Source organism: Silicimonas algicola, assembly GCF_003148765.1.
Taxonomy (GTDB): Bacteria; Pseudomonadota; Alphaproteobacteria; order Rhodobacterales; family Rhodobacteraceae; genus Silicimonas; species Silicimonas algicola.
In genome coordinates this window covers 116081-140995 of the sequence record NZ_QGGV01000008.1, presented here as the reverse complement: position 1 = coordinate 140995, position 24915 = coordinate 116081, and the positions used below count along the sequence as shown (strand labels likewise).

Annotated in this window: 29 protein-coding genes; 13 read left to right on the top strand and 16 right to left on the bottom strand. The window is 63.6% G+C overall.

Translation table 11 applies throughout. From position 1 onward, the window contains the following. Window positions 1–185: 185 nt before the first annotated feature. The 5 genes from C8D95_RS16355 to C8D95_RS16340 all read right to left on the bottom strand — a co-directional run bounded on the left by C8D95_RS16355 (window position 186) and on the right by C8D95_RS16340 (window position 3721). A complete protein-coding gene (locus tag C8D95_RS16355) occupies window positions 186–584 on the bottom strand; it encodes a hypothetical protein (protein ID WP_109760264.1) in 399 nt (132 codons plus the stop codon). A 65-nt stretch (window positions 585–649) separates the two neighbouring features. After that, the gene (locus tag C8D95_RS21785; protein WP_164721597.1) at window positions 650–940 is read right to left on the bottom strand and encodes a hypothetical protein; all 291 of its coding nucleotides are present in this window, start codon (window positions 938–940) and stop codon (window positions 650–652) included. Between the two features lie 600 nt (window positions 941–1540). Then, window positions 1541–2023, bottom strand: coding sequence for a hypothetical protein (locus C8D95_RS16350; RefSeq protein ID WP_109760263.1), 483 nt, complete (start codon window positions 2021–2023; stop codon window positions 1541–1543). After that, complete coding sequence (locus C8D95_RS16345; RefSeq protein ID WP_109760262.1) at window positions 2016–2282, bottom strand: hypothetical protein; 267 nt, start codon at window positions 2280–2282, stop codon at window positions 2016–2018. Before C8D95_RS16345 ends, C8D95_RS16350 begins: the two co-directional genes overlap by 8 nt. Window positions 2283–2434: 152 nt before the next feature. Beyond that, entirely contained in the window at window positions 2435–3721 is a 1287-nt protein-coding gene (locus C8D95_RS16340) for a tyrosine-type recombinase/integrase (protein WP_109760261.1), read from the bottom strand. 316 nt (window positions 3722–4037) lie between these two features. Here C8D95_RS16340 and C8D95_RS16330 point away from each other — a divergent pair, with 316 nt between their 5' ends. From C8D95_RS16330 to tig, 3 genes are all read left to right on the top strand, one after another. After that, window positions 4038–4961 carry a diacylglycerol/lipid kinase family protein gene (locus C8D95_RS16330; RefSeq protein WP_109760260.1) on the top strand — a complete coding sequence of 308 codons (924 nt, stop codon included), beginning with the start codon at window positions 4038–4040 and terminating at the stop codon, window positions 4959–4961. Beyond that, window positions 4958–5782 carry a metallophosphoesterase family protein gene (locus tag C8D95_RS16325; protein ID WP_109760259.1) on the top strand — a complete coding sequence of 275 codons (825 nt, stop codon included), beginning with the start codon at window positions 4958–4960 and terminating at the stop codon, window positions 5780–5782. The genes C8D95_RS16330 and C8D95_RS16325 overlap by 4 nt, the downstream gene beginning before the upstream one ends. A 111-nt stretch (window positions 5783–5893) precedes the next feature. Further along, window positions 5894–7225, top strand: coding sequence for a trigger factor (gene tig, locus C8D95_RS16320; RefSeq protein WP_109760258.1), 1332 nt, complete (start codon window positions 5894–5896; stop codon window positions 7223–7225). 72 nt (window positions 7226–7297) lie between these two features. Here tig and C8D95_RS16315 read toward each other — a convergent pair whose 3' ends face one another. Further along, entirely contained in the window at window positions 7298–7498 is a 201-nt protein-coding gene (locus C8D95_RS16315) for a hypothetical protein (RefSeq protein ID WP_109760257.1), read from the bottom strand. A gap of 255 nt (window positions 7499–7753) precedes the next feature. Here C8D95_RS16315 and C8D95_RS16310 point away from each other — a divergent pair, with 255 nt between their 5' ends. Beyond that, window positions 7754–8011 (top strand): hypothetical protein, encoded by a 258-nt coding sequence (locus C8D95_RS16310; protein ID WP_109760256.1) that lies wholly within the window; start codon window positions 7754–7756, stop codon window positions 8009–8011. 4 nt (window positions 8012–8015) lie between these two features. Here the strand turns inward: C8D95_RS16310 and C8D95_RS16305 are convergent, their stop codons facing one another. Next, window positions 8016–8789 (bottom strand): LamB/YcsF family protein, encoded by a 774-nt coding sequence (locus C8D95_RS16305; RefSeq protein WP_109760255.1) that lies wholly within the window; start codon window positions 8787–8789, stop codon window positions 8016–8018. A 117-nt stretch (window positions 8790–8906) separates the two neighbouring features. Between C8D95_RS16305 and C8D95_RS16300 the strand changes: the two genes are divergently transcribed. After that, a complete protein-coding gene (locus C8D95_RS16300; RefSeq protein WP_420902661.1) occupies window positions 8907–10598 on the top strand; it encodes a chloride channel protein in 1692 nt (563 codons plus the stop codon). Window positions 10599–10602: 4 nt separating this feature from the next. On the opposite strand, the gene C8D95_RS16295 is transcribed toward C8D95_RS16300, so the two are convergent. Further along, window positions 10603–10947 carry a DUF427 domain-containing protein gene (locus C8D95_RS16295; protein WP_109760254.1) on the bottom strand — a complete coding sequence of 115 codons (345 nt, stop codon included), beginning with the start codon at window positions 10945–10947 and terminating at the stop codon, window positions 10603–10605. Between the two features lie 52 nt (window positions 10948–10999). Continuing rightward, window positions 11000–12790, bottom strand: coding sequence for an aminopeptidase P family protein (locus C8D95_RS16290; protein ID WP_109760315.1), 1791 nt, complete (start codon window positions 12788–12790; stop codon window positions 11000–11002). Between the two features lie 131 nt (window positions 12791–12921). Between C8D95_RS16290 and C8D95_RS16285 the strand changes: the two genes are divergently transcribed. Continuing rightward, entirely contained in the window at window positions 12922–13410 is a 489-nt protein-coding gene (locus C8D95_RS16285; protein ID WP_109760253.1) for a hypothetical protein, read from the top strand. A 20-nt stretch (window positions 13411–13430) separates the two neighbouring features. On the opposite strand, the gene cobT is transcribed toward C8D95_RS16285, so the two are convergent. Together cobT and C8D95_RS16275 are read right to left on the bottom strand one after the other, a co-directional pair. Beyond that, window positions 13431–15308, bottom strand: coding sequence for a cobaltochelatase subunit CobT (gene cobT / locus C8D95_RS16280; protein WP_109760252.1), 1878 nt, complete (start codon window positions 15306–15308; stop codon window positions 13431–13433). 46 nt (window positions 15309–15354) lie between these two features. Beyond that, complete coding sequence (locus C8D95_RS16275; protein ID WP_109760251.1) at window positions 15355–15735, bottom strand: winged helix-turn-helix transcriptional regulator; 381 nt, start codon at window positions 15733–15735, stop codon at window positions 15355–15357. A gap of 103 nt (window positions 15736–15838) precedes the next feature. On the opposite strand from C8D95_RS16275, the gene C8D95_RS16270 reads away from it, so the two are divergent. Continuing rightward, window positions 15839–16444 (top strand): NADPH-dependent FMN reductase, encoded by a 606-nt coding sequence (locus C8D95_RS16270; RefSeq protein ID WP_109760250.1) that lies wholly within the window; start codon window positions 15839–15841, stop codon window positions 16442–16444. A gap of 4 nt (window positions 16445–16448) precedes the next feature. Here the strand turns inward: C8D95_RS16270 and C8D95_RS16265 are convergent, their stop codons facing one another. Then, window positions 16449–16829 (bottom strand): hypothetical protein, encoded by a 381-nt coding sequence (locus tag C8D95_RS16265; protein ID WP_109760249.1) that lies wholly within the window; start codon window positions 16827–16829, stop codon window positions 16449–16451. A gap of 127 nt (window positions 16830–16956) precedes the next feature. Beyond that, window positions 16957–17940 (bottom strand): cobaltochelatase subunit CobS, encoded by a 984-nt coding sequence (gene cobS, locus C8D95_RS16260; protein WP_109760248.1) that lies wholly within the window; start codon window positions 17938–17940, stop codon window positions 16957–16959. Between the two features lie 319 nt (window positions 17941–18259). On the opposite strand from cobS, the gene msrB reads away from it, so the two are divergent. Beyond that, complete coding sequence (msrB, locus tag C8D95_RS16255) at window positions 18260–18730, top strand: peptide-methionine (R)-S-oxide reductase MsrB (RefSeq protein WP_109760247.1); 471 nt, start codon at window positions 18260–18262, stop codon at window positions 18728–18730. A gap of 191 nt (window positions 18731–18921) precedes the next feature. Here the strand turns inward: msrB and C8D95_RS16250 are convergent, their stop codons facing one another. After that, window positions 18922–19554, bottom strand: coding sequence for a DnaJ domain-containing protein (locus C8D95_RS16250; protein ID WP_109760246.1), 633 nt, complete (start codon window positions 19552–19554; stop codon window positions 18922–18924). Between the two features lie 75 nt (window positions 19555–19629). On the opposite strand from C8D95_RS16250, the gene C8D95_RS16245 reads away from it, so the two are divergent. Beyond that, complete coding sequence (locus C8D95_RS16245) at window positions 19630–19887, top strand: BolA family protein (protein WP_109760245.1); 258 nt, start codon at window positions 19630–19632, stop codon at window positions 19885–19887. Here the strand turns inward: C8D95_RS16245 and C8D95_RS16240 are convergent. Beyond that, complete coding sequence (locus tag C8D95_RS16240; protein WP_109760244.1) at window positions 19884–20279, bottom strand: DUF4177 domain-containing protein; 396 nt, start codon at window positions 20277–20279, stop codon at window positions 19884–19886. The two genes, C8D95_RS16245 and C8D95_RS16240, sit on opposite strands and share 4 nt — an antisense overlap. 232 nt (window positions 20280–20511) lie before the next feature. Here C8D95_RS16240 and C8D95_RS16235 point away from each other — a divergent pair, with 232 nt between their 5' ends. After that, a complete protein-coding gene (locus tag C8D95_RS16235; RefSeq protein WP_109760243.1) occupies window positions 20512–21069 on the top strand; it encodes a hypothetical protein in 558 nt (185 codons plus the stop codon). A gap of 27 nt (window positions 21070–21096) precedes the next feature. On the opposite strand, the gene gatB is transcribed toward C8D95_RS16235, so the two are convergent. Then, window positions 21097–22608 (bottom strand): Asp-tRNA(Asn)/Glu-tRNA(Gln) amidotransferase subunit GatB, encoded by a 1512-nt coding sequence (gatB, locus tag C8D95_RS16230; protein WP_109760242.1) that lies wholly within the window; start codon window positions 22606–22608, stop codon window positions 21097–21099. Window positions 22609–22736: 128 nt separating this feature from the next. Here gatB and C8D95_RS16225 point away from each other — a divergent pair, with 128 nt between their 5' ends. The 3 genes from C8D95_RS16225 (at window position 22737) to C8D95_RS16215 (ending at window position 24685) form a co-directional block, all read left to right on the top strand. Further along, on the top strand, window positions 22737–23297 hold the full coding sequence (locus tag C8D95_RS16225) for a type 1 glutamine amidotransferase domain-containing protein (protein ID WP_109760241.1): 561 nt from the start codon (window positions 22737–22739) through the stop codon (window positions 23295–23297). A gap of 108 nt (window positions 23298–23405) precedes the next feature. Next, window positions 23406–23981 carry a transglycosylase SLT domain-containing protein gene (locus tag C8D95_RS16220; protein ID WP_164721786.1) on the top strand — a complete coding sequence of 192 codons (576 nt, stop codon included), beginning with the start codon at window positions 23406–23408 and terminating at the stop codon, window positions 23979–23981. Beyond that, on the top strand, window positions 23978–24685 hold the full coding sequence (locus C8D95_RS16215) for a transglycosylase SLT domain-containing protein (RefSeq protein ID WP_241239823.1): 708 nt from the start codon (window positions 23978–23980) through the stop codon (window positions 24683–24685). The genes C8D95_RS16220 and C8D95_RS16215 overlap by 4 nt, the downstream gene beginning before the upstream one ends. The last annotated feature ends 230 nt before the right edge of the window (window positions 24686–24915 follow it).

The window sequence follows — 24915 nt, the reverse complement described above, 5'->3', positions numbered from 1 at the left end:
GACTATGAAGCGGGCATCGGGTTCCGCGCATCGAAGTTCCAGCGCGATCCGCACGCCAGCGTCGTCGTGAGCTTCGACCCGCCAATTCGAGTCTTCATGATCACTTCTCAGTACACAGGGTAAGTCTATGAAGTCGATTTCCTCTGTCTTATAGAAGACGCCGGTTCTAGAAATGCGGTAGAAATTCATTGGTAGTGCCTGATCCATTGAGACAGAAGGTCCCCGTCTAGCGTCAAGGTCGGATCGTTCTGACCCGCATCCCCTTTGCGCCATACCGTGACCGTTCCTCGTGCGACGGACTGACATCCGGCTATACGCAGTGCGAGTACTGTTGCCGCTCCCCCGTGTTTCTTTCGCAGAGCGTCCGCGTTCACGTAGCAGTGCGGCACATTGAATAGCCGAATTTCGGTATCGATTGCTTCAGCGAGCATCAGAACGGCTGGCAGGTCGTCGCTGAATGCCACGGCTTCGGCGAAGGCACCGAGCGGCCCGAGCGGCCCTTCATCGCCCAATTCTAGCCCGAGGGCACCGCGCATCCCACACAAGAGGGCAGCCCTCTGCGGAACGGAAAGATCGTCGTACATATTATGCCTTCATAGTTCGTCTCCGGTCGGGGCAGAGTGAGTGGGGGTTATCGGGTAAGCTTTGTCTAGTTTTCGGTTTGGTCTTGAGCGCGCTCACGCGCGCGGGCGATCGCATAGGATTCAACCGCCCCTGCTGTATCCGTCGCATTATTGGAGCCATGATCGCGGACGCCTTCACAGTGCCCACAAAGCCCGAAGATCGAAGCGCAATGAAGTCGCCGAACCAGTTCATAGCGGCCACCATCAACATCCGGCTCCCGGTTCACCTTATCGTCGGACTCGCCATCAATCTGATCGATGTCGTACGAGCTTACGCGCGTTAGCGCGGCACTCAGCGTGTCGGCAGTTTTGCTCAAAGACCTAAGAATGCCCTCAAGCCTGCGGGACTCCGCATTCTCAAGATCGCGCACGAGTTCCCGAAGACGGGCGGACTCCTCGCGACACACGAAAATGACTGCTTGAATGGTAGTTGGGCTAGTCATTACAGCGGCACCAAGAAAGGCGCGTTAAGGCCAATTCTGTATCGAATGTTAGATCAGCCTTTTCCTCCACAGGGGCTCTGACAGATGCCCGATTGCTTCGCCCGGAGTGGGTCAAAATCACTCGATTCAGTTGTTGGGCAATCGCGCCGGACCCAGCCCGAGAGGCAGCTTCAGAACCGGCGCGAAGTGCGGCGGTTACTTCTTCAAGCAGAGAGTGAATGGCTTGACGCGTGACCGGCTCCGCATTGACACTACGCGCGTCAGCGCGCTCGCGCTTCAGGAAGGCCACGCGGTCGCGAACGTCTTCCCTGTTCGCCAAGCGACTGGCGGCTACTTGTCGTCCCTTGGAAGGGGGCACGGGAGGCTCTGCGCTCTGACAATACGCAGGAAGCTGAGTCATCCCATCACACAGAAGGACGGCGAACCGTTCCGCCCTTGGCTTGAGAGCCTGACTACCCGGCGCGTTAGCCACAACTACGACAGTCCAAGTTTGCGCGCCATCGCGATCCGGTCACCGCCGCGAAGCTGCGACACCATCTTAATAGCCGCTGCTTGCTCTTCGACCGAAAGTATCTTGGGCTTTGCGGTCTTCGGCTGTGCGGCTTCTATCTGACGGGCACGGCGAATCTTCTCATGAGGCGAAAGACGATTCCATTCGTTACGCGCATGGTCGTGCGCCGGGTCTTTCTGATCCGCCAGAATGCGAACTAGCTCTCGCTCTTTCGCGGCTTGCGCCACGCCGGGATGACGCTGAATCTCAGCGTCGAATGTAGTCAACAGATCTTCGTCACCGGAGAGCACGGCAAGGCGCACGCACAATACTTGTGCCAGTTCTTCCTTCGGTACCTCAACGCCGAAGTCTTCGCGGACCTTGGCAGCAAGGCGGTCGGTCATAGTGTGCCAGCGCGCCTGCAACTCGGGCGATGTAGCGACGATGCGGCGGAATTCTTCAGACATCACCATACGCCTCCGCGTTCTGCAACGCCAAGGTGCGTAGGTTCCTCTCGGTCACATTGTCCATATGGGCATATGCAGTCCAGAGCCACGAGACCACATTCTCAATATCGTAGAAACGTGTCGGCAAATGCGATCCATTAAGCTTGATGCCCTTGTAAGGCATAGACTTCGGGCGGGACAGAGCAGAAAACATGTTCACACTACTGATACTTCTACGGGTGGCGACAGCGATATCGCCATAGGATACAATCCCGGTCATTTCTATCTATCCTCATAAATAGGTGATTTAAGGAATAGATCGAGCCCCCGGCACAAAAATATCCCATGTAGCTCGCATTGTATTAAATGACATTAGATACGTCAAGTAAAATTAGCATAACGGGTCATAGTTAGAATTTTCGAAATGCGAGCTTAGTCGACTAATTTCTTGTTGTATTCATGGGCTGCAATCTTGCTTTGTTGTTTGAGCACATAATCCACGAAATGCGGTTCTGTTTCTGCCTCGTCATCTTCAAGGAAGGTGCTCCAAACTGCCAAGTGTTTTGCCGCCGTCTGGGGGTCCAGTCGAGCGTAAATTTGTTGCGTCACAAGAGTGTTGCTATGGCCCAAGAGCTTGGAGACGACCTCCAACGGCACGTTCTTGTTGAGCAAGAGGTGGCCAATCGTCCGCCGAAGAGTATGCGCGCCCAAGGGCTTCGGTCGGACCTTCTTCCAGACATGAATCTGATGGTTCTTGGTTACCGGCAAGTCGCTGTCCGTTTGAGCGGTCTTTGTCCGACCGACGCCGATACTGGACGGGCGCGGAAAAACGTATGTGTCCGACCAGCGGGGCAGGTTCCGAAGATGGTCCACTTGGAGTGGTCCTAGTGGAAAAACTTTGTCTTGGCCGGTCTTGTATCGGTCGGCGGGGATGGTCCATGTCCCCGCCTCAAGATCGACGTCCCTCCACAGCATTTCGCGCGCCTCGATACCGCGACACGGGAAGATCATAAGGAACCGTATCAACGCCGCACCGATTGGGTACCTGTTTTCTATTCCGGTCAGGTTGTCGCCAAGGGTCCTGATGTCTTCTCGGTTAAAAAGGTCCAGCCGCCGACTTGGAGTTGCCATCTCCAAGCCTTCGGTCGGATTTCCAACCATGTAGCCGAGCTTGCGGGCGATGGCGCATAGCTTCGAAACGTAAGCTATCCAGCGCCGGACCGTCGCCGCCGAATTAGGTTTGGTGCGCGCCTTGCCCTTGGGCGAAAGGGGGTATTCAGTGCGCTTCTTGTTGTACCAGCCTTGGAGCTTGTTGTGGGTGAGGGCGGTCAGCTTCAAGTGACCTAAATCGGGCTCAATGTGCTTGGCCCATGTTCGGCGGAACTCTTCCGCATGCCCGGCGCTGACTGCCGACGAGTAGGTCTGATCCCAAACCTTGAAAACGTCCCTCAAGGTTTCGACGGCACGGGGTAGATCTTCTGCGACGATCTTGCGCGCGCGGTCTCGGGCTTCGCTGACGCTTATCTCTCCGACGCGGGCAATCTTACGGGTAAGGACGCGCCCCTCCGTCTTCGACGTCCAGCGAGCTTCGTAAGTCTTCGCCGTAGGTGTGAGGCGCACCTTCAGTTCGGGTACCTCAAGGTCGCTGACCTGTCCGCCGTCGCGCTCATAGTGAAGGCCGTCGATTACCGCTTTAGTCAGCTTGATGCGTTTGGTCATTTCTGGCCCTCCAACCGATCCTGCTACAATTCTGCTACGCGCGGAACGCAGAATCGGGGGTTATCCACAGAATGCGGCCAAACTATGAGGAAACGCTCACACGATCAAAATAATGCATCTTTACATAAACTTACGGGCTGCGGACCCTTTCGCCAAAATGTCACATCTGGGGGGTAAAAAGGCAAAATCACCAGATTTAGGTTCTGGCGCCGCAAGGCGTGGGGGTTCGAGTCCCTTCACCCGCACCACTGCCCCTTTTCGCCCGGAACCGCCGTCAGGGGATCGCGTTGTCCTGCCGCTCAGTCAGGACACCCAGATGAATCTCCAGACCCAACCGGACGCGGACACCGGCGCCATTTATGCGATCGTCAACCAGGGCTCCGGCACCGGCGAAGGCACGGACTGCGCCTCGCGCCTTCAGCAGGCGCTCTCGGCCACGGGGCGGTCGCTTGAGGTGCATGCCGTCGCGCCCGGCGACGACCTGACCGAGATTGCCCGCGCGGCGGCCAAGAACGGCTTCACGACGGTCGTGGCGGCGGGTGGAGACGGCACCATATGCGGCGTGGCTGCGGGTCTTGTGGACTCCGGCGTGAACATGGGCGTGCTGCCGCTTGGAACGTTCAACTTCTTCGCGCGAAGCCTTAATATCCCAGAGGAATTCGATGACGCGGTCGAGGTGATCCGGTCTGGCCGCACGGAACCCGCGACGCTCGGCGACGTGAACGGCAAGGTGTTCATCAACAATGCCAGCATCGGCGCCTATGCGATGATCCTGAAAGAGCGCGAGGACGTCTACAAGACCTGGGGCCGGAGCCGCATGGCGGCCTATTGGTCTGTCCTCAAGGCCATGATCACCCTCTACAAGCCCCTGACGATGGCGGTGACCGTCGACGGCAAGAAGGTTCGGACCAAGACCCCCATGGTCTTCGTCGGTATCTGTGCCTACCAGCTCGAAGAGTACGAGCTCGACGGCGCCGAGGCTGTGCGTGACGGCAAGTTCGCCGTGATGATCGCGCCCGACAGCGGACGGCTCATGCTGATCTGGCGCGCACTCAAGGTCGCCTTTCGCGGGGCCCGCAAGGATCACGACTTCACGCTTCTCACGGGCGAAGAGGTGTTGATCGAAACGCGCCGGGCCGAGCGCCTTGTCGCGCGCGACGGCGAGAACGAGCGCATGAAGGGTCCTTATCGTTTCAGGGTCTTGAAGGACGCCGTGCAGGTGCTGGTTCCTGAAGGATGAGGCTGGTCCAGATATCCGACCTGCACTTCGGGCGGGAACGGCCCGACCTTCTCGTCCCCCTGTCCGATGCGATCCGTCAGGCCAGTCCCGACCTCGTCGTCATGGCGGGCGATTTCGTCCAGCGCGCCCGCGCCTCGCAGTTCCGCCCGGCAAGAGAGTTCATGGATCGGCTCGAGGTGCCGTGGCTTGCCGTCCCGGGAAACCACGATATTCCGCTTTACAACCTGTCCTCCCGGCTCTTCGCACCCTACGCCGCCTACTCGAAGTTCATCGCTGCAGAACGCGAGCCGGTGCGCAGCTACCCAAGCGTCGAGATCGTGGGTCTCGACACCACCGATCCCCGGGCGCACCAGCGAGGCAAGGTCACCGCTGCCCAGATCGACCGCATCGCCGAGCACATCACGCGCAATGTCGGCCGCAAGACGGTCATCATCGTTGCGCACCACCCGTTTCACCACGCGGAACTGATCGAAAAGAAGCTGATGCTCTGCGCCCCGGACGCGCTCGAGACATGGTCGCATTGCGGCCCCCACGTCATCCTTTCAGGGCATCTGCACCACTGGCGGGTGGAGCCATTCGTGGCGCGCAAGGGCGTCCAGCAGACCCTTCAGGTCCACACCGGGACGGGGCTTTCGTCGCGCGTGCGCGGCGAGCCGAATGACTTCGCGGTGATCGACGCGAAGGGCGACAAGCTGAGGGTGATGCAAATGGCGGTCCCCGAAGGAAAGGCGCAATTCGAGACCGGGGAAATCCACGTCTTCCGCCGCGGCGTCTCGGGCTGGACCGTGGTCAGCGACGATGCTCTGGCCCGGGCCATCTGACGCCTTCCGGAACGCCCGTTTCCGCTTGCGCCCCTGCCGTCCCCGCCCTAGAAGGGCCGCTGATTTTCCGGCCCCGCGCCGCACGCGCGCGGGACAGACACGAGGATACCCATGCAGGTCACCCAGACGCTGAACGAAGGGCTGATGCGCGGCTACAAGCTGATCGTCACGGCCGAGGAACTGGACGCGAAGGTCAACGAGAAGCTCGCCGAGGCCGCCCCCGAGGTCGAGATGAAGGGCTTCCGCAAGGGCAAGGTGCCGATGGCGCTTCTGCGCAAGCAGTTCGGCCCCCGCCTTCTGGGCGAGGCGATGCAGGAAAGCGTCGACGGCGTCATGGCCAAGCACTTCGAGGAGTCTGGCGACCGTCCGGCGATGCAGCCGAAGGTCGAGATGAAGAACGAAGGCTGGAAGGAAGGCGACGACGTCGAGGTCGACATGACCTACGAGGCGCTGCCCGACATTCCCGAGGTCGACCTGTCGAAGATCAAACTGGAAAAGCTGGTCGTCGAAGCCGATGACGCATCGATCGACGAAGCGCTCCAGAAGCTTGCCGAAAGCTCCCAGAACTTCGAGGATCGCAAGAAGGGCTCGAAGTCCAAGGACGGCGATCAGGTCGTGATCGACTTCGTCGGCAAGGTCGGAGGCGAGGCCTTCCAGGGCGGCGCGGCCGAGGATTTTCCGCTGACGCTTGGGTCGGGTCAATTCATCCCCGGCTTCGAAGAGCAGCTCGTCGGCGTGAAGGCCGGCGATGAAATGACGGTCGAGGTCAGCTTCCCCGAAGCCTATGGCAACAAGGAACTCGCCGGCCAGGCCGCGACCTTCGACGTCACCGTCAAGGCCGTGAAGGAACCGAAGCCTGCAACGCTCGACGACGATCTGGCGAAGAAATACGGCGCGGAAAGCCTCGACGCGCTGAAGACCCAGGTGTCGGAACGGATCAAGTCCGAATACGACAGCGCCTCGCGCGCGGTGATGAAGCGGGCGCTTCTCGATGCGCTCGACGACGTTGTGTCGTTCGACCTGCCGCCGTCTCTGGTCGAAGCCGAGGCAGCCCAGATCGCACACCAGCTCTGGCACGACGAGAACCCGGATCACCAGGGTCACAATCACGACAAGATCGAGCCCACGGAAGAGCACAAGAAGCTCGCCGAGCGCCGTGTGCGTCTCGGACTTCTCCTGGCCGAGCTTGGTCAGAAGGCCGAGATCAAGGTGACCGACGCCGAGATGACCCAGGCCGTGATGAACCAGGCCCGCCAGTATCCCGGGCAAGAGCGGCAGTTCTTCGAATTCGTTCAGCAGAACGCCCAGATGCGGCAGCAGCTTCAGGCGCCGATCTTCGAAGACAAGGTCGTCGACCACATCTTCGAGCAGACGACCGTGAAGGAAAAGAAGTCATCCAAGGATGAGCTTCAGAAGGCGGTCGACGCGCTCGACGACGAATAGGCCCCGGCCGATCCGACAACGAGAAGGGCCGCCCCGAGAGGCGGCCTTTTTCTTGCGACGTCTGCGGGTGGCTCAGGTCAGCGCAAGAACGACCCGCTGACGCTCGTAGGCCGCGAGGGCGACCTTCATCGTCGGCGGCAGAAACGGATTGGGCGAGCCCGCTCGGCGCCACGTCGAATAGCGGCAGAGGCGGATGGAGGTGACGAGGTAGAGCGCAAAAAGCCCGAAACCCAAGACCCTCTCAAGGGCATCCGATCCGGCGACTTTCTTCATTCTTGTCTCTCCCGTCACTTGTAATGTGGTCACACGTTCCCATTGGCCCGGGATTGCGGTCGCTTCGTGGTAGGTGAGGGGAGTTTTCACGAAATTTCTGCGGAAGTTCCGTGCGCAAAACCAAATGTGGTCAGAATAAGGCAGTCTTGCCCCAATGTCGCCACATACGTGCAAAAACTGCGGAAATTACATGTGGAGATTGCAGCGCGTTTTTGGTAAACGGGAGTCACAGTGTCAGTCTACGAGTTATGTCCCATGTTCGACTTCATCTCCGACCACGCCAGCCGGTCCGTCCCTCTCGACAGCGTCGATGCTGAAACCCTCTCACAGGCTATTTCGTCGCTTGCCGACGACGAGCTCGCAGCACTTGAGGACGATCTGGACTTCTGCAGTTTCGCCGGGGTTCCCTCGACCCGCATCCTCAGGGTCCTGAGCAAGGTGACCGACCTCGACGCCGGCTGGGACCGCCAGCTGCGCGTTGAGGCCGATCCCGTGGTCCCTCAAGTCTATTGACGCGTCACAGGGGTTGGCCGCCGAACGGCCGAACCTCGATCCCGGCCTCCGTCAGGCCGTCCCTCACTGCCTGCGCCAGCGCCACCGCCTCGGCACTGTCGCCATGAACGCAGATGCTGTCGATCCTCGTCTCCAGTCGTGATCCGTCGCCTGCAAGGATCGCTCCAGCCTTGACGAACTCCACCATCCGCTGCGCAGCCTCGCCCGCGTCGTGGATCATCGCGCGGGGCTGGCGCCGGTCGACGAGCGTGCCGTCGGCGTTGTAGGCGCGGTCCGCGAAAATCTCTCCCGCCCAGTTGCAGCCGAGGTCGCGCGCCACCGTCTCCATCACCGTCGCGGCCAGCCCCATGATGACGATATCGGGCGCAACATCGAGCGCCGCCTCGAAGCAGGCGCGCGCCATCGCCTCGTCGTGGCAGGCCATGTTGGACAATGCGCCGTGCAGCTTCAGATGCCCTACCTCGCCTCCCGCCGCACGCGCCATCGCCTGCGCCGCTCCGACCTGATAGCGGACCATGTTGGCGAGCGTGGGGATCGGCACCTGCATCTGCCGCCGTCCGAAGCCCTGAAGGTCCGCAAAGCCTGGATGCGCGCCAATTCCTACGCCGTGCTCGACCGCCAGCCGCATCGTCGCCGCCATCGTGTCGGCGTCGCCCGCATGGAACCCGCAGGCAATGTTGGCCGAGGTGACGATCCGCAGAAGCCCCGCGTCGTCGCCCATCTTCCAGGGCCCGAAGCCCTCGCCCATGTCCGAATTCAGGTCGACCGAAAGTGCCATGCCGGAAGGATGCCTTGGAGATCCTCCGAAGCGCAAGACCACAGCACGGCCCAAATCGCACAGCGAGGGCCTTTCGGTACAAGGCGCGTTGTCCTACGAACGGGGCAGGAGATCGGAATGGACACCCCGCCACCGCAGAACTGGGTCGCCTTCCTGGCCGACAAGGTCAGGGAAGAAATCCTTCGGGCCTGGCGCCTGATGCGGGAACGGGGTCCCGACAAGGTCCAGTTCTGGTTCATCGCCCTTCTCATCGGCCTCGCCGCAGGATGCGCGGCGGTGCTGTTCCGGCTCGGGATCAACCTTCTCCAATCGGCGCTCTACGGCACCGACGAGCCCCGGCTGATGCGAACCTATGCGGAGACGCTGGCGTGGTACTGGATCGTCGCCATCCCGGTGGTCGGCGGCCTTGTCGTGGGCCTGATCCTGAACCGCTTCACCGCCGACCACAGGGCCAAGTCGGTGGCCGAAGTCATCGAGGGCGCCGCACTGAACGAGGGTCGCGTCCACACGAAGGAGGGCCTCGCCTCGGCTGCGGCCTCGCTCATCACCCTGTCCACGGGAGGTTCGAGCGGACGCGAGGGCCCGGTCGTTCACCTCGTCGCCGTCATCGCATCCTGGGTGTCGCGCCGGATCAACGCTGATGGCATCACCGGACGTGATCTTTTGGGATGTGCCGTCGCGGCCGCCGTTTCAGCCTCGTTCAATGCACCGATTGCGGGCGCTCTCTTTGCGCTGGAGGTCATCCTGCGGCACTTCGCGGCCCATGCCTTCGCGCCAATCGTGATCGCCAGCGTCGCGGGCACGGTCATCTCGCGCCTCGTCTTCGGCGACGTGACCGAGTTCACCCTGGCGCAGGAGGGCAGCCTGTCCTTCTACGTCGAGCTTCCGGCCTTCCTCCTTCTGGGTTTGCTGTCGGGACTGGTTGCAGCCGTGATGATGGGCACCATCTTCCTCGCCGACGACCTGTTCACCCGCTTCAAGGAACGGACCGGCCTTCCACGCGTCTTGCGGCCGGCACTTTCGGGCCTGATCCTCGGCCTGATCGCGCTCGCCTTCCCGCACATCATCGGCGTGGGCTACGAGACGACCTCGGCCGCGCTGACGGGTGCGCTCGGCTGGCGCGAAGCGGTAGTCTTCTGCGTCATCAAGGTAGTCGCGGTCGCCATCACCTTCGCGGGCCGAATGGGCGGGGGCATCTTCTCGCCCTCCCTGATGGTGGGGGCCCTTCTGGGCCTCGCCTTCGGGTTGACCGCCACGGCGATCTTTCCCGACAACTCCGGGTCGGAAACGCTTTACGCACTTGCCGGCATGGGCGCTGTCGCCGCGGCCGTCCTTGGCGCGCCCATTTCGACCACGCTCATCGTCTTCGAGCTGACCGGCGACTGGCAGACGGGACTTGCCGTCATGGTCGCGGTGTCCATGTCGACGAGCCTTGCGTCACGCCTCGTCCACCGCTCCTTCTTCCTGACCCAACTCGAGCGGCGGAACGTCCACCTCTCGCAGGGTCCGCAGGCCTATCTTCTGTCGCTCTTCCGGGTGGCAAACGTCATGCGCAAGCCGGAGGACCCGCGCTATGCGCCCGAGGACGCCGTCTGGTCCGCCATCGAGGACGGCCACTGGGTCGATCCGAACGCCACGCTCGAAACAGCACTTCCGCAGTTCGAGAACACCGGCCGCGCCTTCCTGCCGGTGGTGACGCTCGGCGCCGAGGGCGAGACGCCCCGCATTCACGGTGCACTCTTTCACGTCGACGCTCTGCGCGCCTACAACCGCGCGCTGGCCGCGACTGCGGCCGAGGAACATCGCTGACCCGTCAGACCTGCTCGATGGCGACCGTATCGGTCGCGTAGAAGGCGATGTGCCCGGCGATCTGCGAGACTTCTGCCTTGGGGCTCTCGTAGGACCACGCCGCGTTCTCGAGGACGGTGCTGCGCGTGACGATCGAATAGTGCGCCGCCTGTCCCTTGACCTGATCCGTCGTCACCTTGTCCGTCACGTCGAGGAATTCCATCGCGATGTCCTCCCGCGGGAAGTAGACGACGAAGGGATAGCCGTCCTCCTCGAGCTTGAGCGCGTCGTCGCTTTCTCCGATGACGGCGCCGCCGGCGCGGACCACCCACGTTCCTTCGGCCGGAGCGATCCGGATATGATCGGCCATGTCGTCCTCCTGTCTGCTGTCGATCCTGCCTCGCGCGGGTGACGACTGCGTGTCACGCGCGGGGCAGGGGCGCCGTGGCGGCATAGAGCCAGTCCCGCGCCTCCGACGAAATTCGGTCAGTCAGCTTCTGTCGCACTTCGGCATGGTAGCGGTCAAGCCAGTCGACCTCCCATGGCCCCATCAGATCCGTGTCGATCAGGCGCCGGTCGAAGGGCACGAAGGTCAGGGTCTCGAAGTCGAGCTGATCTCGCATGTCCCCGATCTTCTCGGCGTCACGAACGACGATCAGGTTCTCGAGCCGGATGCCATAGGCGCCGTCGCGATAGTAGCCGGGCTCGTTCGAGAGGATCATTCCGGGCTCGAGCGGCACTTCCGAGATGCGCGAGATGCGCTGTGGCCCCTCGTGGACCGACAGGTACGCACCGACGCCATGCCCCGTGCCGTGATCGAAGTCCTGCCCCGCCCGCCAAAGCGCCGCACGGGCCAGAGGGTCGATGTCCCGCCCCGAGACGCCGCGCGGGAAGCGCGCCATCGACACGGCGATTAGCCCCTGAAGCACGCGGGTGTACTGCGTCCGCATCTCCTCCGTCGGCTCGCCCACGATCACCGTTCGCGTGATGTCGGTCGTGCCCTTCAGGTATTGACCGCCGGAGTCGATGAGGAACAGTTCGCCGTCGCGGATCTCGCGGTCGGTCTCCTCGGTGACGCGATAATGGATGATGGCGCCGTTCGGCCCTGCGCCAGAGATCGTCTCGAACGAGATGTCCTGAAGCTGGTTCGATTGACGGCGAAAACCTTCCAGCGCCTTCACCGCGCCGATCTCGGTCAGCCCGCCCCTTGACGCGCGGTCGTCCAGCCAGCGCAGGAATTCGACCATCGCCGCGCCGTCGATCAGGTGGACCTCGCGCATCCCCTCGATCTCGGCCGCATTCTTCCGCGCCTTGGGCAGGCTGCACGGATCGTCGCCCCAGGAGACCTCGATCTCGGCCTCGCTCAGGATGGTCGAGACCGCAAGGGGCGCCGTCTTGCGATCGACGCGCACAGGTCCGGAGAGTTGCGTGAGAGCCGCCTCGAACGCCTCCCAGTGATGAAGGTCGACGTCCAGATGGTCAGCGACGCCATCGAACTTCGGAGGGTCCGAAAAGACCGAGACGTGCCCGTCGTCGAAGAGGATGGCGAAGGCCTGCACGACCGGGTTCCGCGCCACGTCCGAGCCGCGGATGTTCAGAAGCCAGCAGATCGAGTCGGGCAGGGTGAGGATCGCTGCCCTTTGACCGGCGCGCCGCAGCTCTTTGGCCAGCCGGTCCCGCTTCGCGCTGCTCGTCTCGCCCGCGACGTCCAGCGGGTGCGCCCTGACCGGGGCCGACGGTAAAGGGGGGCGGTCCTGCCAGATGCGGTCGACGAGGTTGTCGCAGGCGACGAGCCCGATCTCCGGCGCGGCCTTGCGCGCCGCCTCGATCTCGTCCGTGGTGTGCAGCCAGGGGTCGAACCCCACCCGAGCACCTGCCGGCAGATGATCGGCGAGCCAGGGACCGAGGCGGACTTTCGGGAAGTCGACCGGGCTGAAGTCCGACGCCACCTGCGCGGTCACCTGAAGCCGATAACGTCCGTCGACGAAGACCGCGGCTTCCTCTGCCGTCACCACGGCGAAACCGGCGGATCCGGTGAACCCCGTGAGCCAGGACAGACGCTCGTCCGCGGGCGCGACATACTCGCCCTGATGACGGTCCGAGCGGGGGACGAGGAAGGCGTCAAGCATCTCCGCCGTCATCTCGGCGCGAAGGGCTGCGAGACGTGGCGGTCCCTGCTCGGGCGAGGCGGTGGAGGCAAAGCTTTGGAACATGCGCGGAGGGAACAGGAAGGGCCGCGAGGGCGCAAGCGCGATGTGGGGCCGCGCGGTGGTCCATGCCCTCGGGAAGTCGCCCGTGTTCACGAGCTTGCCGCATTTCTGTGCTGTCCTCGGCCGCGGACTTTATGGAGCCGGACCGAAACGGGATGCTTGCCAGCCTGAAGTACTCCATCGCCGCGATCCTGCTGTGGCTCGTCGGCGCAATCTTCGCGGGCGGGGCGCAGGAGTTCACCAATAGATCCGATCCTGCCACGCTCGTGGTTCTGAAGATCGACTCGCGACGGGATGCCGACGGCCGCACCACCTACCGCCCCGTCCTTGCACTCGACGGCGTCGGGTCGGACAGCTACGCCGGAAACATCTGGTCTCATCCGGCCAAGCACAAGGTTGGCGACGTCGTTCCAGGGCGATATGATCCGGACAGCGGCGAAATGCGCAGCGACGAGATGCTGGACGACGCGTCCTGGATCGGGCGCTTTGCCAAGATCCTCGCCATCCTCGTCGGCATCGAGGCCTTGGCGCTTCTGTTCGGATACCCCGAGCACCTGCTGCCGATCCGCGTGAACCGCCGTCGGCGAAGGTACTATGGTCTGTCGCTGCGCGATCCGTATTGACGTGACCCGGCTGGAGTTGCCTAGGACACCTTCTGCAACCGCTTCAGCCGCTTGCGCGCGCGCGGATCGCTTTCGAAGAGCGACGCAAGCTGTTCGGTCATGGCGCCGGCAAGCTGGTCGACGTCCGTGATCGTCACGGCGCGATCGTAGTACCGCGCCACATCGTGGCCGATCCCGATGGCCAGAAGCTCGACCCGCTTCTTCCTTTCGATCATTGCGATCACGTCGCGGAGGTGTTTCTCGAGGAAGTTCGCGGGGTTGACGGACAAGGATGAATCATCGACCGGCGCTCCGTCCGAGATCACCATGAGGATCTTTCGCGCCTCGTTTCGGGGTGCAAGGCGGCGGTGCGCCCACTCCAGCGCTTCACCGTCGATATTTTCCTTCAGAAGGCCTTCCTTCATCATCAGCCCGAGGTTCTGCCGGGCCCGCCGCCAGGGCGCGTCGGCGGACTTGTAGATGATGTGGCGCAGATCGTTCAGGCGGCCCGGCACTTGCGGACGCCCCTCGGCCACCCACTTCTCGCGCGAAAGACCGCCCTTCCAGGCCCGCGTGGTGAAGCCCAGGATCTCGACCTTGACGTTGCAGCGCTCGAGCGTCCGTGCCAGCACGTCGGCGCAGATCGCGGCGATCGAGATCGGGCGGCCGCGCATCGAGCCCGAGTTGTCGAGGAGAAGCGTCACGACGGTGTCGCGGAACTCGGTGTCCTTCTCCATCTTGTAGGCCAGCGGCACGGTCGGGTTCGCGACGATCCGCGCCAGACGCGCGGCGTCCAGGATGCCCTCGTCGAGGTCGAACAGCCACGACCGGTTCTGCTGCGCCAGCAACCGGCGCTGAAGCTTGTTCGCCAGCCGCCCGACCGCCCCCTTCAGGGGGTCGAGCTGCTGGTCGAGATAGGCGCGCAACCTCTCCAGTTCCTCGGGTTCGGCCAGATCCTCGGCCTTGATCTCCTCGTCGAAGTCGCCAGTGAAGACCTTGTAATTCGGGTCGGCATCGCTGACCGGCATCGGCTGCGGCGGCTCGATCTCGGCCTCGCCCTGCGGCATCTCGGTCTCGTCGCCGCCCTCGGCGTCTGACAGGTCGTCCATCGAAACCTGTGCCTGCGCTTCGTCGTCCGCGCGATCCTGACTCTCCTCGGGGGCCGCGTCGCTGTCGTCCTGCGTGTCCTGGCTGTCGTCCTGGTTCTGGTCGCTGTCCTGCTGGTCGCTGTCCTGCTCGGCGTCCTGCTCCTCGTCGGCATCCTCGCTGTCGGGATCGTCGCCGATCTGGTCGCCATAGCCGAGATCGGTGATGACCTGGCGGGCGAAGCGCGCAAAGGCGGCTTGGTCCGAAAGCTTGTCCTTGAGCGACTCGAGCGTGCCTCCGGCCTGCGTCTCGATCCTGTCGCGCCAGAGGTCGAGAAGATGAGCTGCCGACGGAGGCAGGGGCCGCCCGCTGGCCAGTTGACGGACAAGATACCCCGCAGCTACCGGAAGCGGCGCCTCGTTGATCTCGCGGACCTGGTCGTAGCCCTTCCGCTTCGCTTCGTGCTCGATGCGCGCGTCGATGTTGCCCTGCGTCCCGGGCATCGCGCGGGCGCCCACGGCTTCGCAGCGGGCCCATTCCATCGCCTCGAAGATCTCGCGGGCGAGGGGTCCTTGAGGCGCATAGCGGCTGGCGGTCGCCTCGTCATGGAACTTGCGGCGCAGCGCATAGCTGTCGGCGGTTCCGCGCGCCAGAAGCACCTCGTCCCGCGTCATCCGCCGCGTGACCTGCGGCAACCGCATCCCTTCGGCCGACATGCCCGGAGGGTCGACCGAGAACGTCACGTTCAACTCGGGGTCGTCCGCAAGCGTCTTGGTGGTCTCGGCCAGCGCCTTCTTGAAGGGATCGGCCGGGTTGTCGTTCGGGGTGCTCATGTCTTGCGGTAAATCACTCTTGCCGGGTCGCATCAATATCCGTCGGTCAGGCGGCGTCGCGTCCGCCCGCCTGCGTCACGTCATACGCGGCACGCGCGGCATGGATGCGCTGTGCATTCTCGCCGGTCCATTGTGCGAGGGCGAACACCGGGCGCTGGAGGTCCTCCCCGAGTTCGGTCAAGGCGTAGGTCACGCTCGGCGGTTTGGTGGGCTCGACCGAACGGCTGACGAAACCGTCGCGTTCGAGGTTCCTCAGCGTGCTGGCCAGCATCTTTTGCGAGATATCAGTGATTTCACGCCTGAGAGCATTGAAGCGCATGGGCCCCGCTGAGAGGGCGCGGATGATCTGGATCGTCCACTTGTCGCCGACGCGGCTAAGAAGTTCGCTGATCGTCTGGCAGGTTTCGTTCGCGTGACCTTGTCTCATCGCGGTCTCCTTGTCTCGTCCTCGTGCCTTCTTGCGTCGGCGCGCGTGGGTTCCAGATTGCAGATGGTAACCATTCCACACCATGCAACGCAAGGATACCAACATGGACCCGAAACCCCGCATGGCCGTCATCTACGGCTCTACCCGGTCGTCGCGCTTCGTCGAGAAGCCCGGACGCTGGATCGCCGACCGCGCCCGCGCCTTCGGTGCATGGGACGTCGAAGTCCTGGACCTGGCCGAGATCGACCTGCCGTTCTTCGACGAAGCCACGTCGAACCTCTGGGCGCCGTCGAAGGATCCGAACGCCGTCGCATGGCAGAAGAAGCTCGCGACGTTCGACGCCTTTGTCTTCGTCACGCCCGAATACAACCGTTCCATCTCGGGCGCCCTGAAGAACGCGCTCGACCAGGCCTATGTCGAGTGGGTGCGCAAGCCGATGGCGATCGTGGGCTACGGCATGACCGGCGCGTCACGCGCGGCCGAGCACCTCCGCACCATCGCCATCGAACTCCAGATGGTGCCGATCCGCTTCGGTGTCCACATCCAGGGCGAGAGCTTCCTGAAGGTCCACCCCATGGGCGGCGGCGGCGAGATGAGCGAAATCGAGGCGGCGATTGCGCCCTCGACAGATGCGATGCTGACCGACCTGGCGTGGTGGACGAAAGTCACCGCTGACGCGCGTGCCGAGGCCCGCGCCGAGGCGGCCTGAGGTACTAGCCGAGCAGAAGGCCCACGCAGGCGGCGATCTCGGCCTCCGAGCGCCGGAGGGCCCAGTCTGCATCGTCGGGATCATCGTTGAAGGTGGCGCGGGTCAGTAGACGAGCCTGCGCCTCTTTCGCCTGGATGCGGTGCGACAGGGCCGGACGCAGCTGCTCTGCAGGTGTGGTGGCTTCGAGGAGCGTCATCATCGCCGCACGTTGCGCCTTCGTGCGGTCGGAGGCGGGATCGGACATGAGCCACTGATGTTCCATCAAGGCCGACAGGCGGCCGGTGCAGCCTGCAAAGGTCCAGAAGATGTCGGGCGCGGCCCCGAGGGGACCGGACGGAAAGGCGACGACTGCAAGCGCCGCGATTGCTTTTCTCAAAGCGCCCATGAATCGAACATAGGGCGTGAAAATTGCCGATCCATTGATCGGATCGTGTTCAGTTCATGGCGCGCGCAAAACCGCAACACCCTGGATTCGGTGCGCGAGGATGCCTTTCAGGGAAGAGAGTGATGCCTCAGACCGCGAGAGACGCAGCACTTTCCGGCAGTTCCTGATCGAAGCAGCGCTGATAGAACTCGGCCACGGTCTGGCGCTCGAGCTCGTCGCACTTGTTCAGGAACGTCAGACGGAAGGCATAGCCCACGTCGCGGAAAATCTCGGCGTTCTGCGCCCAGGAAATCACGGTCCGCGGGCTCATCACCGTCGAGAGGTCGCCGTTCATGAAGGCGGTCCGGGTCAGGTCGGCCACCGTCACCATCTGGCCAATGACACGTCGACCCTTCTCGGTGTTGTAGTGCGGCGCCTTCGATAGGACGATCGCGGCCTCGGCGTCGTGACTGAGATAATTCAGCGTGCAGACCAGCGACCACCGGTCCATCTGCGCCTGGTTGATCTGCTGCGTCCCGTGGTAGAGGCCCGTGGTGTCGCCCAGACCCACGGTGTTCGCCGTGGCGAAAAGCCGGAAATATGGATGCGGGTCGATGACCTCGTTCTGGTCCAGAAGCGTCAGCTTGCCATCGACTTCCAGCACGCGCTGAATGACGAACATGACATCCGCGCGGCCGGCGTCGTATTCGTCGAACACGATGGCCGCGGGATTGCGTAGTGCCCAAGGCAGGATGCCTTCCTGGAACTCGGTGTACTGCACGCCCTTGTCGACCTTGATCTGGTCCTTGCCGATCAGGTCGATCCGGCTGATGTGGCTGTCGAGGTTGACGCGCACACAGGGCCAGTTGAGCCGCGCGGCGACCTGCTCGATATGGGTCGACTTGCCGGTGCCGTGATAGCCTTGGATCAGGACGCGGCGGTTGTACTGGAAGCCCGCCAGGATCGCGAGCGTCGTGTCGGGGTCGAACTTGTAGGTCGGATCGATCGGCGGCACGCGGTCGTTCGCTTCGTAGAAGCCCTTGACCTTCATCTCGACATCGATGCCGAAAACCTCGCGGACGTTGATTTCCTCGGTCGGCTTTGCGTCGACGTCGATCCGGCGATAGTCCATGTCAAACCCTTCGCTTCGCGGCGGGCAGGATGCCCGATCACCACCTGCCCGATTTGGCCCGGGGGTGCAAGGCGTCGGGTCCAGAATGCGGCATCTATTCAGGGTTAACCGATTGTTCGCCCGAATCTGGGACACCTCGCCTCGACCGTATGCGGATCGTTTGGTCGTGTAACGATTTGCCTGGTGCGTGGGGCGTCCCCGCCTGCAAGGGCGGGGCGTTTCCATGTGCGGCTTCGTAACAATCCGACGCGGGAACGTGACTTCGTCGTGTGCGAGCCACTGCGTATATATAGGGCAACGATTATTCAGTGAGGATACCATGAACCGACGTGCATTCCTGTCCACCGCAATTGCCGGATCGGCGGTCGCCGCCGTCATCGGGCGTCCTGCCTTCTCCCAGACCTTCGAGGTCTCGCGGTCAGAGGCCGAGTGGCGGGCCATGCTGACGCCAGCGCAGTACGACGTCATGCGCGACGAAGGGACCGAGCGTGCCGGGTCTAGCCCGCTCGACAAGAATTACGCCGACGGGACATACCTCTGCCGGGGATGCGAGCTTCCGGTCTACTCGTCGAAGCACAAGTTCGATTCCGGCACGGGTTGGCCCTCTTTCTGGCAATCCCTGCCCGACGCCGTGCGCACCAAGGACGACCGCTCGCTCTTCGGTCGGCGGACTGAGGTGCATTGCCGCAGGTGCGGCAGCCACTTCGGCCATATCTTCGACGACGGACCGGCGCCGACCGGAAAGCGGCATTGCCTGAACGGCGTGAGCCTGGTGTTCCAGGCCGCCTGACATTTCGTCTGCGCATCTGGCGCTGAACGCTGCACGCCCCGACGACACTCTGCACGAACGCTGTCCGCATCCGCCACGCAAAGACCACCCTGTGGTGCGACACAGAGGATGTCCCTCTGAGGCGTACGACAAGCGTCCCGTCGAGCATCTCCCAGCCCGCCTCCGGTCCTCTCACCGGGGGCGGCCCTGCTTCAGGACTCGAAGTTCCGGCTTTCCTTGATCTGGTCCCAGGCCCACACGACCTCGGCCAGTTGATCCTCGTGCCCGCGGTCGCCGCCGTTCATGTCGGGGTGAAGAACCTTTATCAACCCCTTGTAGCACTTTCGGATTTCGGCCTTCGTCCAATGATCCTTCGCGTCGAGGATGTCGAGCGCGCGGCGCTCGGTCGGCGGCAGCTTTCGAGTGCTTCCGCTGATCGACTTGCCCGGATTTCGAGTGGCGTTCTCACCGAGGATCTGGTGCGGGTCGTCGATCCCGAGACGGGACCAGGCCCGTTGCTCGTCGCCCTTCTTGCCGAAAGGCTTGGTCTCGCGGCCCCAGACGCGATCGCTGTCGACCTGCGCCGAAAACTCTTCCTCGGTCTGGCCGTGGAAGAAGTTCCATTTCAGATTGTACTCGCGGACGTGGTCCTTGCAGAACCAGAAATACTCGTCGAGGTCGTCGGGAGACTTCGGCGCCCGATATTGCCCCGTCTCCTGACATCCGGCGTGCTCGCAGACACGGGTCGAGGTTTCGAAGGCACCGGACATGCCGCGCCGCCCGCGGGAGCGCTTTTTCTTGTCAGCCGATACCCGGAGATCGAAACCGAACGGGTCATCCGTCATCTGTCACCTGCCTTTCCGACTCGGACCAAAGAGTTTAGCTACGCCGTCAGCGGTTTGAAGGGGTATTCGGGAAAAATGAGCGTGATAGAGGAAATCCGTACGAGGCTGGACGGCGCATTCGCGCCAATGCTCCTTGAGGTAGAGGACGAAAGCGAGCAGCACCGCGGTCACTCCGGCTGGAAAGAAGGCGGCGAGACGCATTTTCACGTCCGCATCCAGGGCCCGGCCTTCCAGGGGCTGTCGCGGATCGAGCGGCACCGTGCCATCCACGAGGCTCTCGGGCGGGAGCTTCTGACCCGCATCCACGCTCTTCGTCTGACCGTCGGCCCCTAGTCCGAGCGGCGGGCGGCCCCGAGACTGGGGACGATTCCCGGCTGAGGCGGGGACGTCGTCACCCGGCGCGGCACGACCGGCTCGGACGCATGATGCGCAAGCTCGGGCTCGGGCGCAGCCGACACTGACGCGCGCGCGTCGGTGAGAGCCATGGCCTCGGTCAGGAAGCGCTTGAAGACGAGGACGTTCTGATACGTCGTCTGCGTGCCGGTCAGCCCCTTGCGCTCGTCGCACGGAAGGGTCTCGGCGCGGACGTATTCCCAGCCTTCGTCCGCCATCTCGTTGAGAAGCGTCGAAAGCGAGAGGGCGAACCGCTCCTCGGTGGTTTTCAGCCCGCGCGCCTTCGTGCCGGTGGCCGGGGCGGGAACGGCCTTGTATTCGAACTTGCGCATGGAGGCCTCTCGTTGATCGAGGCGTTGTTTACCAAAGGCAGGCGCGCGACGGAAGAGCAGGAGGCCGGGCGCGCGATGCGACGCCGTGCCAAAGGGCGAATTATCCACAGGTCCGCCGGTCAAAACCCGCCTATCGCAGCGTCAGCCGCACGACTTCGGATCGCACCTTCAGCAAGAATTCATTAAGTAGATCGCAAAAGAACGAGCAGCATCTTCAAGATTCGAGGTCATCATGAAGCAGGCATTCCATAATTCTTCGACAACAATCATTACGGCGGTCGCCCTCACGATCGCGCCGCTCCCGCTCCTCGCGGGGGGGTACGGCGCGGCCGGCGTCTCGGACGCGAACGTGGGGCAGCAATCGGCGCAGGGAAGCCAGGTCTATTGCGAGAGGCTGGACGCCAGCGTTCCCGAGGACCTTTACGCCCAGATGGATTGCGGCCCGTCCGGCGTCGCCCGAAGCGCCGTGGCGCCCGAACGTATCACGAATGGCGGCATCGCCGGCTTCCTCAGCGGTCTGTTCCGCCCGGCACCGGCCGAAAGCGACAGCCCGCGCGGGCAGCGGACGGTCTCCCGGGACGACAACGACTCGGGTCCGAACCCGAATCCCGGCCCGAAGCCTACGCCCCCGGACGAGACCACCAGCGTCGCGAAATGGGAACGGCTCGAGCAGCTCGGCGTGACGCGCGGCAACCTGTCCGAGCAGCCCAAGGAGTTTCGCGAGCAGGTGATGGAGTACCGGTCCACGCACGGCGCCCAAGGCGACTGGTCGGGCTTCGACCCGGAATAGGGCAGAGACCTTCGGCGCCGCCGGGGCCTAGAGCCCCAGCCGCGCTGCGACGATCTGATTGACGGCGGCGGGGTTTGCCTTGCCGCCCGTCGCCTTCATCACCTGGCCCACGAACCAGCCTGCAAGCTTGGGATTGGCCTTGGCCTTCTCCACCTGCGCGGGGTTCGCCGCGATCACCTCGTCGACTGCCGCCTCGATGGCGCCCGTGTCGGTAACCTGGGTCATGCCGCGCGCCTCGACGATGGCGGCCGGATCGCCCCCTTCCGTGTACACGATCTCGAACAGCTCCTTGGCGATCTTGCCGGAAATTGCGTCGGAAGCGATCAGATCCAGGATGCCGCCCAGTTGCCGGGCCGTCATCGGACTTTCGCCGATCTCGTGGCCTTCCTTCTTCAGCCGGCCGAAGAGTTCGTTGATGACCCAGTTCGCCGCTGCCTTGCCGTCGCGGCCCCGCGCGACCTCTTCGAAGTACGCGGCACTTTCGACATCGGCGGTCAGGACGCTCGCGTCGTATTCGGTCATGCCGAAGTCCGTCACGAAGCGGACCTTCTTCGCGTCGGGCAGTTCAGGCAGCGAGGCGGCGATTTCGTCGACCCAGGCCTGCTCGATCTCGAGCGGGAGGAGGTCCGGGCAAGGGAAATAGCGGTAGTCGTGCGCCTCTTCCTTCGACCGCATCGACCGCGTCTCGCCCTTGTCGGGGTCGTAGAGACGCGTTTCCTGGATGACGGACTTGCCGTCTTCCAGAAGCGCGATCTGGCGGCGCGCCTCGTACTCGATGGCCTGCTGAATGAAGCGCATCGAGTTCATGTTCTTGATCTCGCAGCGCGTGCCGAGGTGCGAGAAGTCCTGTGTCGCCTGGTACTTCTCGTAATCTCCGGGCCGGCATACCGAGACGTTCACGTCGGCGCGCAGGTTGCCGTTCTGCATGTTCCCGTCGCATGTCCCGAGATAGCGCAGGATCTGGCGCAGCTTGACGACATAGGCCGCCGCCTCTTCCGGCCCGCGGATGTCGGGTCGGCTGACGATCTCCATCAGGGCCACGCCGGTGCGGTTCAGGTCGACGAAGGACATGTGCGGATCCATGTCGTGGATCGACTTGCCCGCGTCCTGCTCGAGGTGGATGCGCTCGATCCGCACGCGGCGCGCGACGCCGGGGGCCATGTCGACGATGACCTCTCCCTCGCCCACGATGGGGTGGTAAAGCTGGCTGATCTGGTAGCCCTGCGGCAGGTCCGGGTAGAAGTAGTTCTTGCGGTCGAAGGCCGAGGTGAGGTTGATCTTCGCCTTCAGCCCCAGCCCCATCTTCACGGCCAGCGCCACGCAGCCCTCGTTGATGACGGGAAGCATTCCGGGCATCGCGGCATCGACGAAAGCCACGTTCGAGTTCGGCTCCGCGCCGAATTGCGTCGACGCGCCCGAAAAGAGCTTCGCCTTCGAGGCGACCTGCGCGTGGACTTCGAGGCCGATCACCAGTTCCCAGTCACCCGTGGCGCCTGCGATCACCCTTGGCTTCGGAGCCTCGTAGGTCAGGTCGAGCATGGGTCTTCCTCCATCACGCGGAACGGGCGGGTTCTAGGACGGGGTGGGGGTCCGCTTCAAGGGGGAACCCCTGCGCGAGACGTCCGTTGACCGGGTGAACCAACGCAATTCACCACAAGGAGTCCACCATGCCGAAGGTTTCGGAAGCAAAGATCGCCATTCTTTCCACCCACGGGTTCGAGCAATCCGAGTTGGAAGTCCCCCTGCAGAAGCTGAAGGACGCAGGCGCGGAAGTGCATGTCATTTCGCCCGACGGCGAGGACATCAAGGGCTGGGACCAGAAAGACTGGGGCCGCAGCGTCGCGGTCGACAAGCCGATCCGTCAGGCGCTGGCTTCGGATTACGATGCCCTCGTCCTGCCGGGTGGACAGATGAACCCCGACCTTCTGCGCGTCGAGGAAGAGGCGCTCGAGTTCATCAAGTCGTTCTATGATGGCGGCAAGACCGTCGCCGCAATTTGCCACGCGCCGTGGCTCCTGGCCGAGATCGGCGTCGTGGAAGGCCGCAAGATGACCTCCTACAAGTCGATCAAGACCGACATGATCAACGCCGGGGCCGAATGGGAAGACAGCGCTGTCGTCGCCGACAACGGCATCGTGACGAGCCGTAACCCCGGCGACCTCGACGCCTTCGTTGCGAAGATCATCGAAGAGATCGAAGAGGGAACGCACGCCCGCGAAGCGGCATAAACCCGCCTATGCACTGGAAACAATGGCCTCCGGGGCTTGGCCCCGGGGGCTTTTCCATGCTTCGTTCCCCGCCGGGGCGATGTCAGGGACAGTCGGCACATGCGTCGGATCGCAGTTTTCGCAGTCGTTCTCGGAATGGCCTTGTCGTCATGCGGCCGAGCCCCCGAGGCAGCACAGATCGCACCCTTGCCAGGCTCGCTCTGGGACGGGCGGCCGGAAGCCGGGGCCTGGACCAAGTCGGCGATGGATGCGCTCGATGGATACGGGACCTCTCTCGTCGACACCGTGCCGGGTGACATCGACACCTACTGCCCTCAATACAGGCATCTGGACCGCGAAGGCCGCAAGGCCTTCTGGGTCACGTTCCTTTCGGCCCTCGCCAAGCATGAAAGCACCTGGCGGCCCGAGGCCGCGGGCGGTGGCGGAGCATGGCTTGGCCTTCTCCAGATTTCGCCGCAGACCGCGCAGGGTTACGGCTGCCGCGCGGCTTCGGCTGGGGCATTGAAGGATGGCGGAGCCAACCTGTCCTGCGGCATCCGCATCATGGCCGTGACCGTGCCGCGTGATGGCGTGATCTCGGCCGGAATGCGCGGCGTCGCCGCCGACTGGGGACCGTTCCGCACCGCCTCCAAGCGAGCCGACATCCAGGCCGCGACCCGGTCGCAGCCGTGGTGTCACGGATGAAACGCCTCGCCGCAGCCGCCGCCGCGCTCGCGGTGTGCGCCAGCGGTGCCTGGGCGCAGGCCGAGATGCGGCCCTCGCCTTACATGACCCCTCCGATGACGCAGGCGGCTGCCCTAGCGCCCGCTGTCGTGCCCGACGTGGCCCGGCCGGCGCCGCGGGACAATGATCTGCCGCGGGCGAGATGGGAGAACCGCAGCGACGGTGATCTCTGGACCCGCGTCGTGCTTTCGGCGGTCGAAACCCATGGCGAGGAGTTGCTGGACGTCGTCCCGCAGGACATCGAGGACTGGTGCCCCGCCTATGCCGAGAACGATCGCGAGGATCGCGCCGCCTTCTGGGCCGCCCTTCTGTCGACGCTCGCACGCTATGAAAGCACATGGGATCCGCGCGCCGTGGGCGGGGGCGGGCTGTGGTATGGCCTGCTTCAGATTTATCCGCAGACGGCCGAGTTTCGGAAATGCCGCGTCCAGTCCGGCGAAGGTCTGAAGCACGGTCCGTCGAACCTGAATTGCGCCATCCGCATCATGTCGGTGACCGTTCCCCGCGACCGCGCCATCGCGGTCGAAGCGAGCCGCTGGAAAGGCGTCGCCGCCGACTGGGGCCCGATCCGCACGGACTGGATGCGCTCGGACATGCAGCGCTACACGCGGTCTCAGACCTATTGCAGGTCACTGGCCGAGGTGCGCCCAAAGGAAAGACCCTGACGCCGTCCCGCGACAAGTTGGCGGCGAACCGCCTGTTTTCACGGGACTTTGCGGGAGGAACAGGCTAAGATCTCGCCGGGCGGCGAGGGCAGTGCTAGATAGGGGTCAGGGGGCTGCGATGGGCTGTTGCACAAGCCTTGGCGAGATGAGTGCGAGGACACCTGTGTCCCCACCCGACCGTTTCGTCGTCGTTCCCGTCACGGAAGTGTTGCACCTGTCGGATCTAAGCC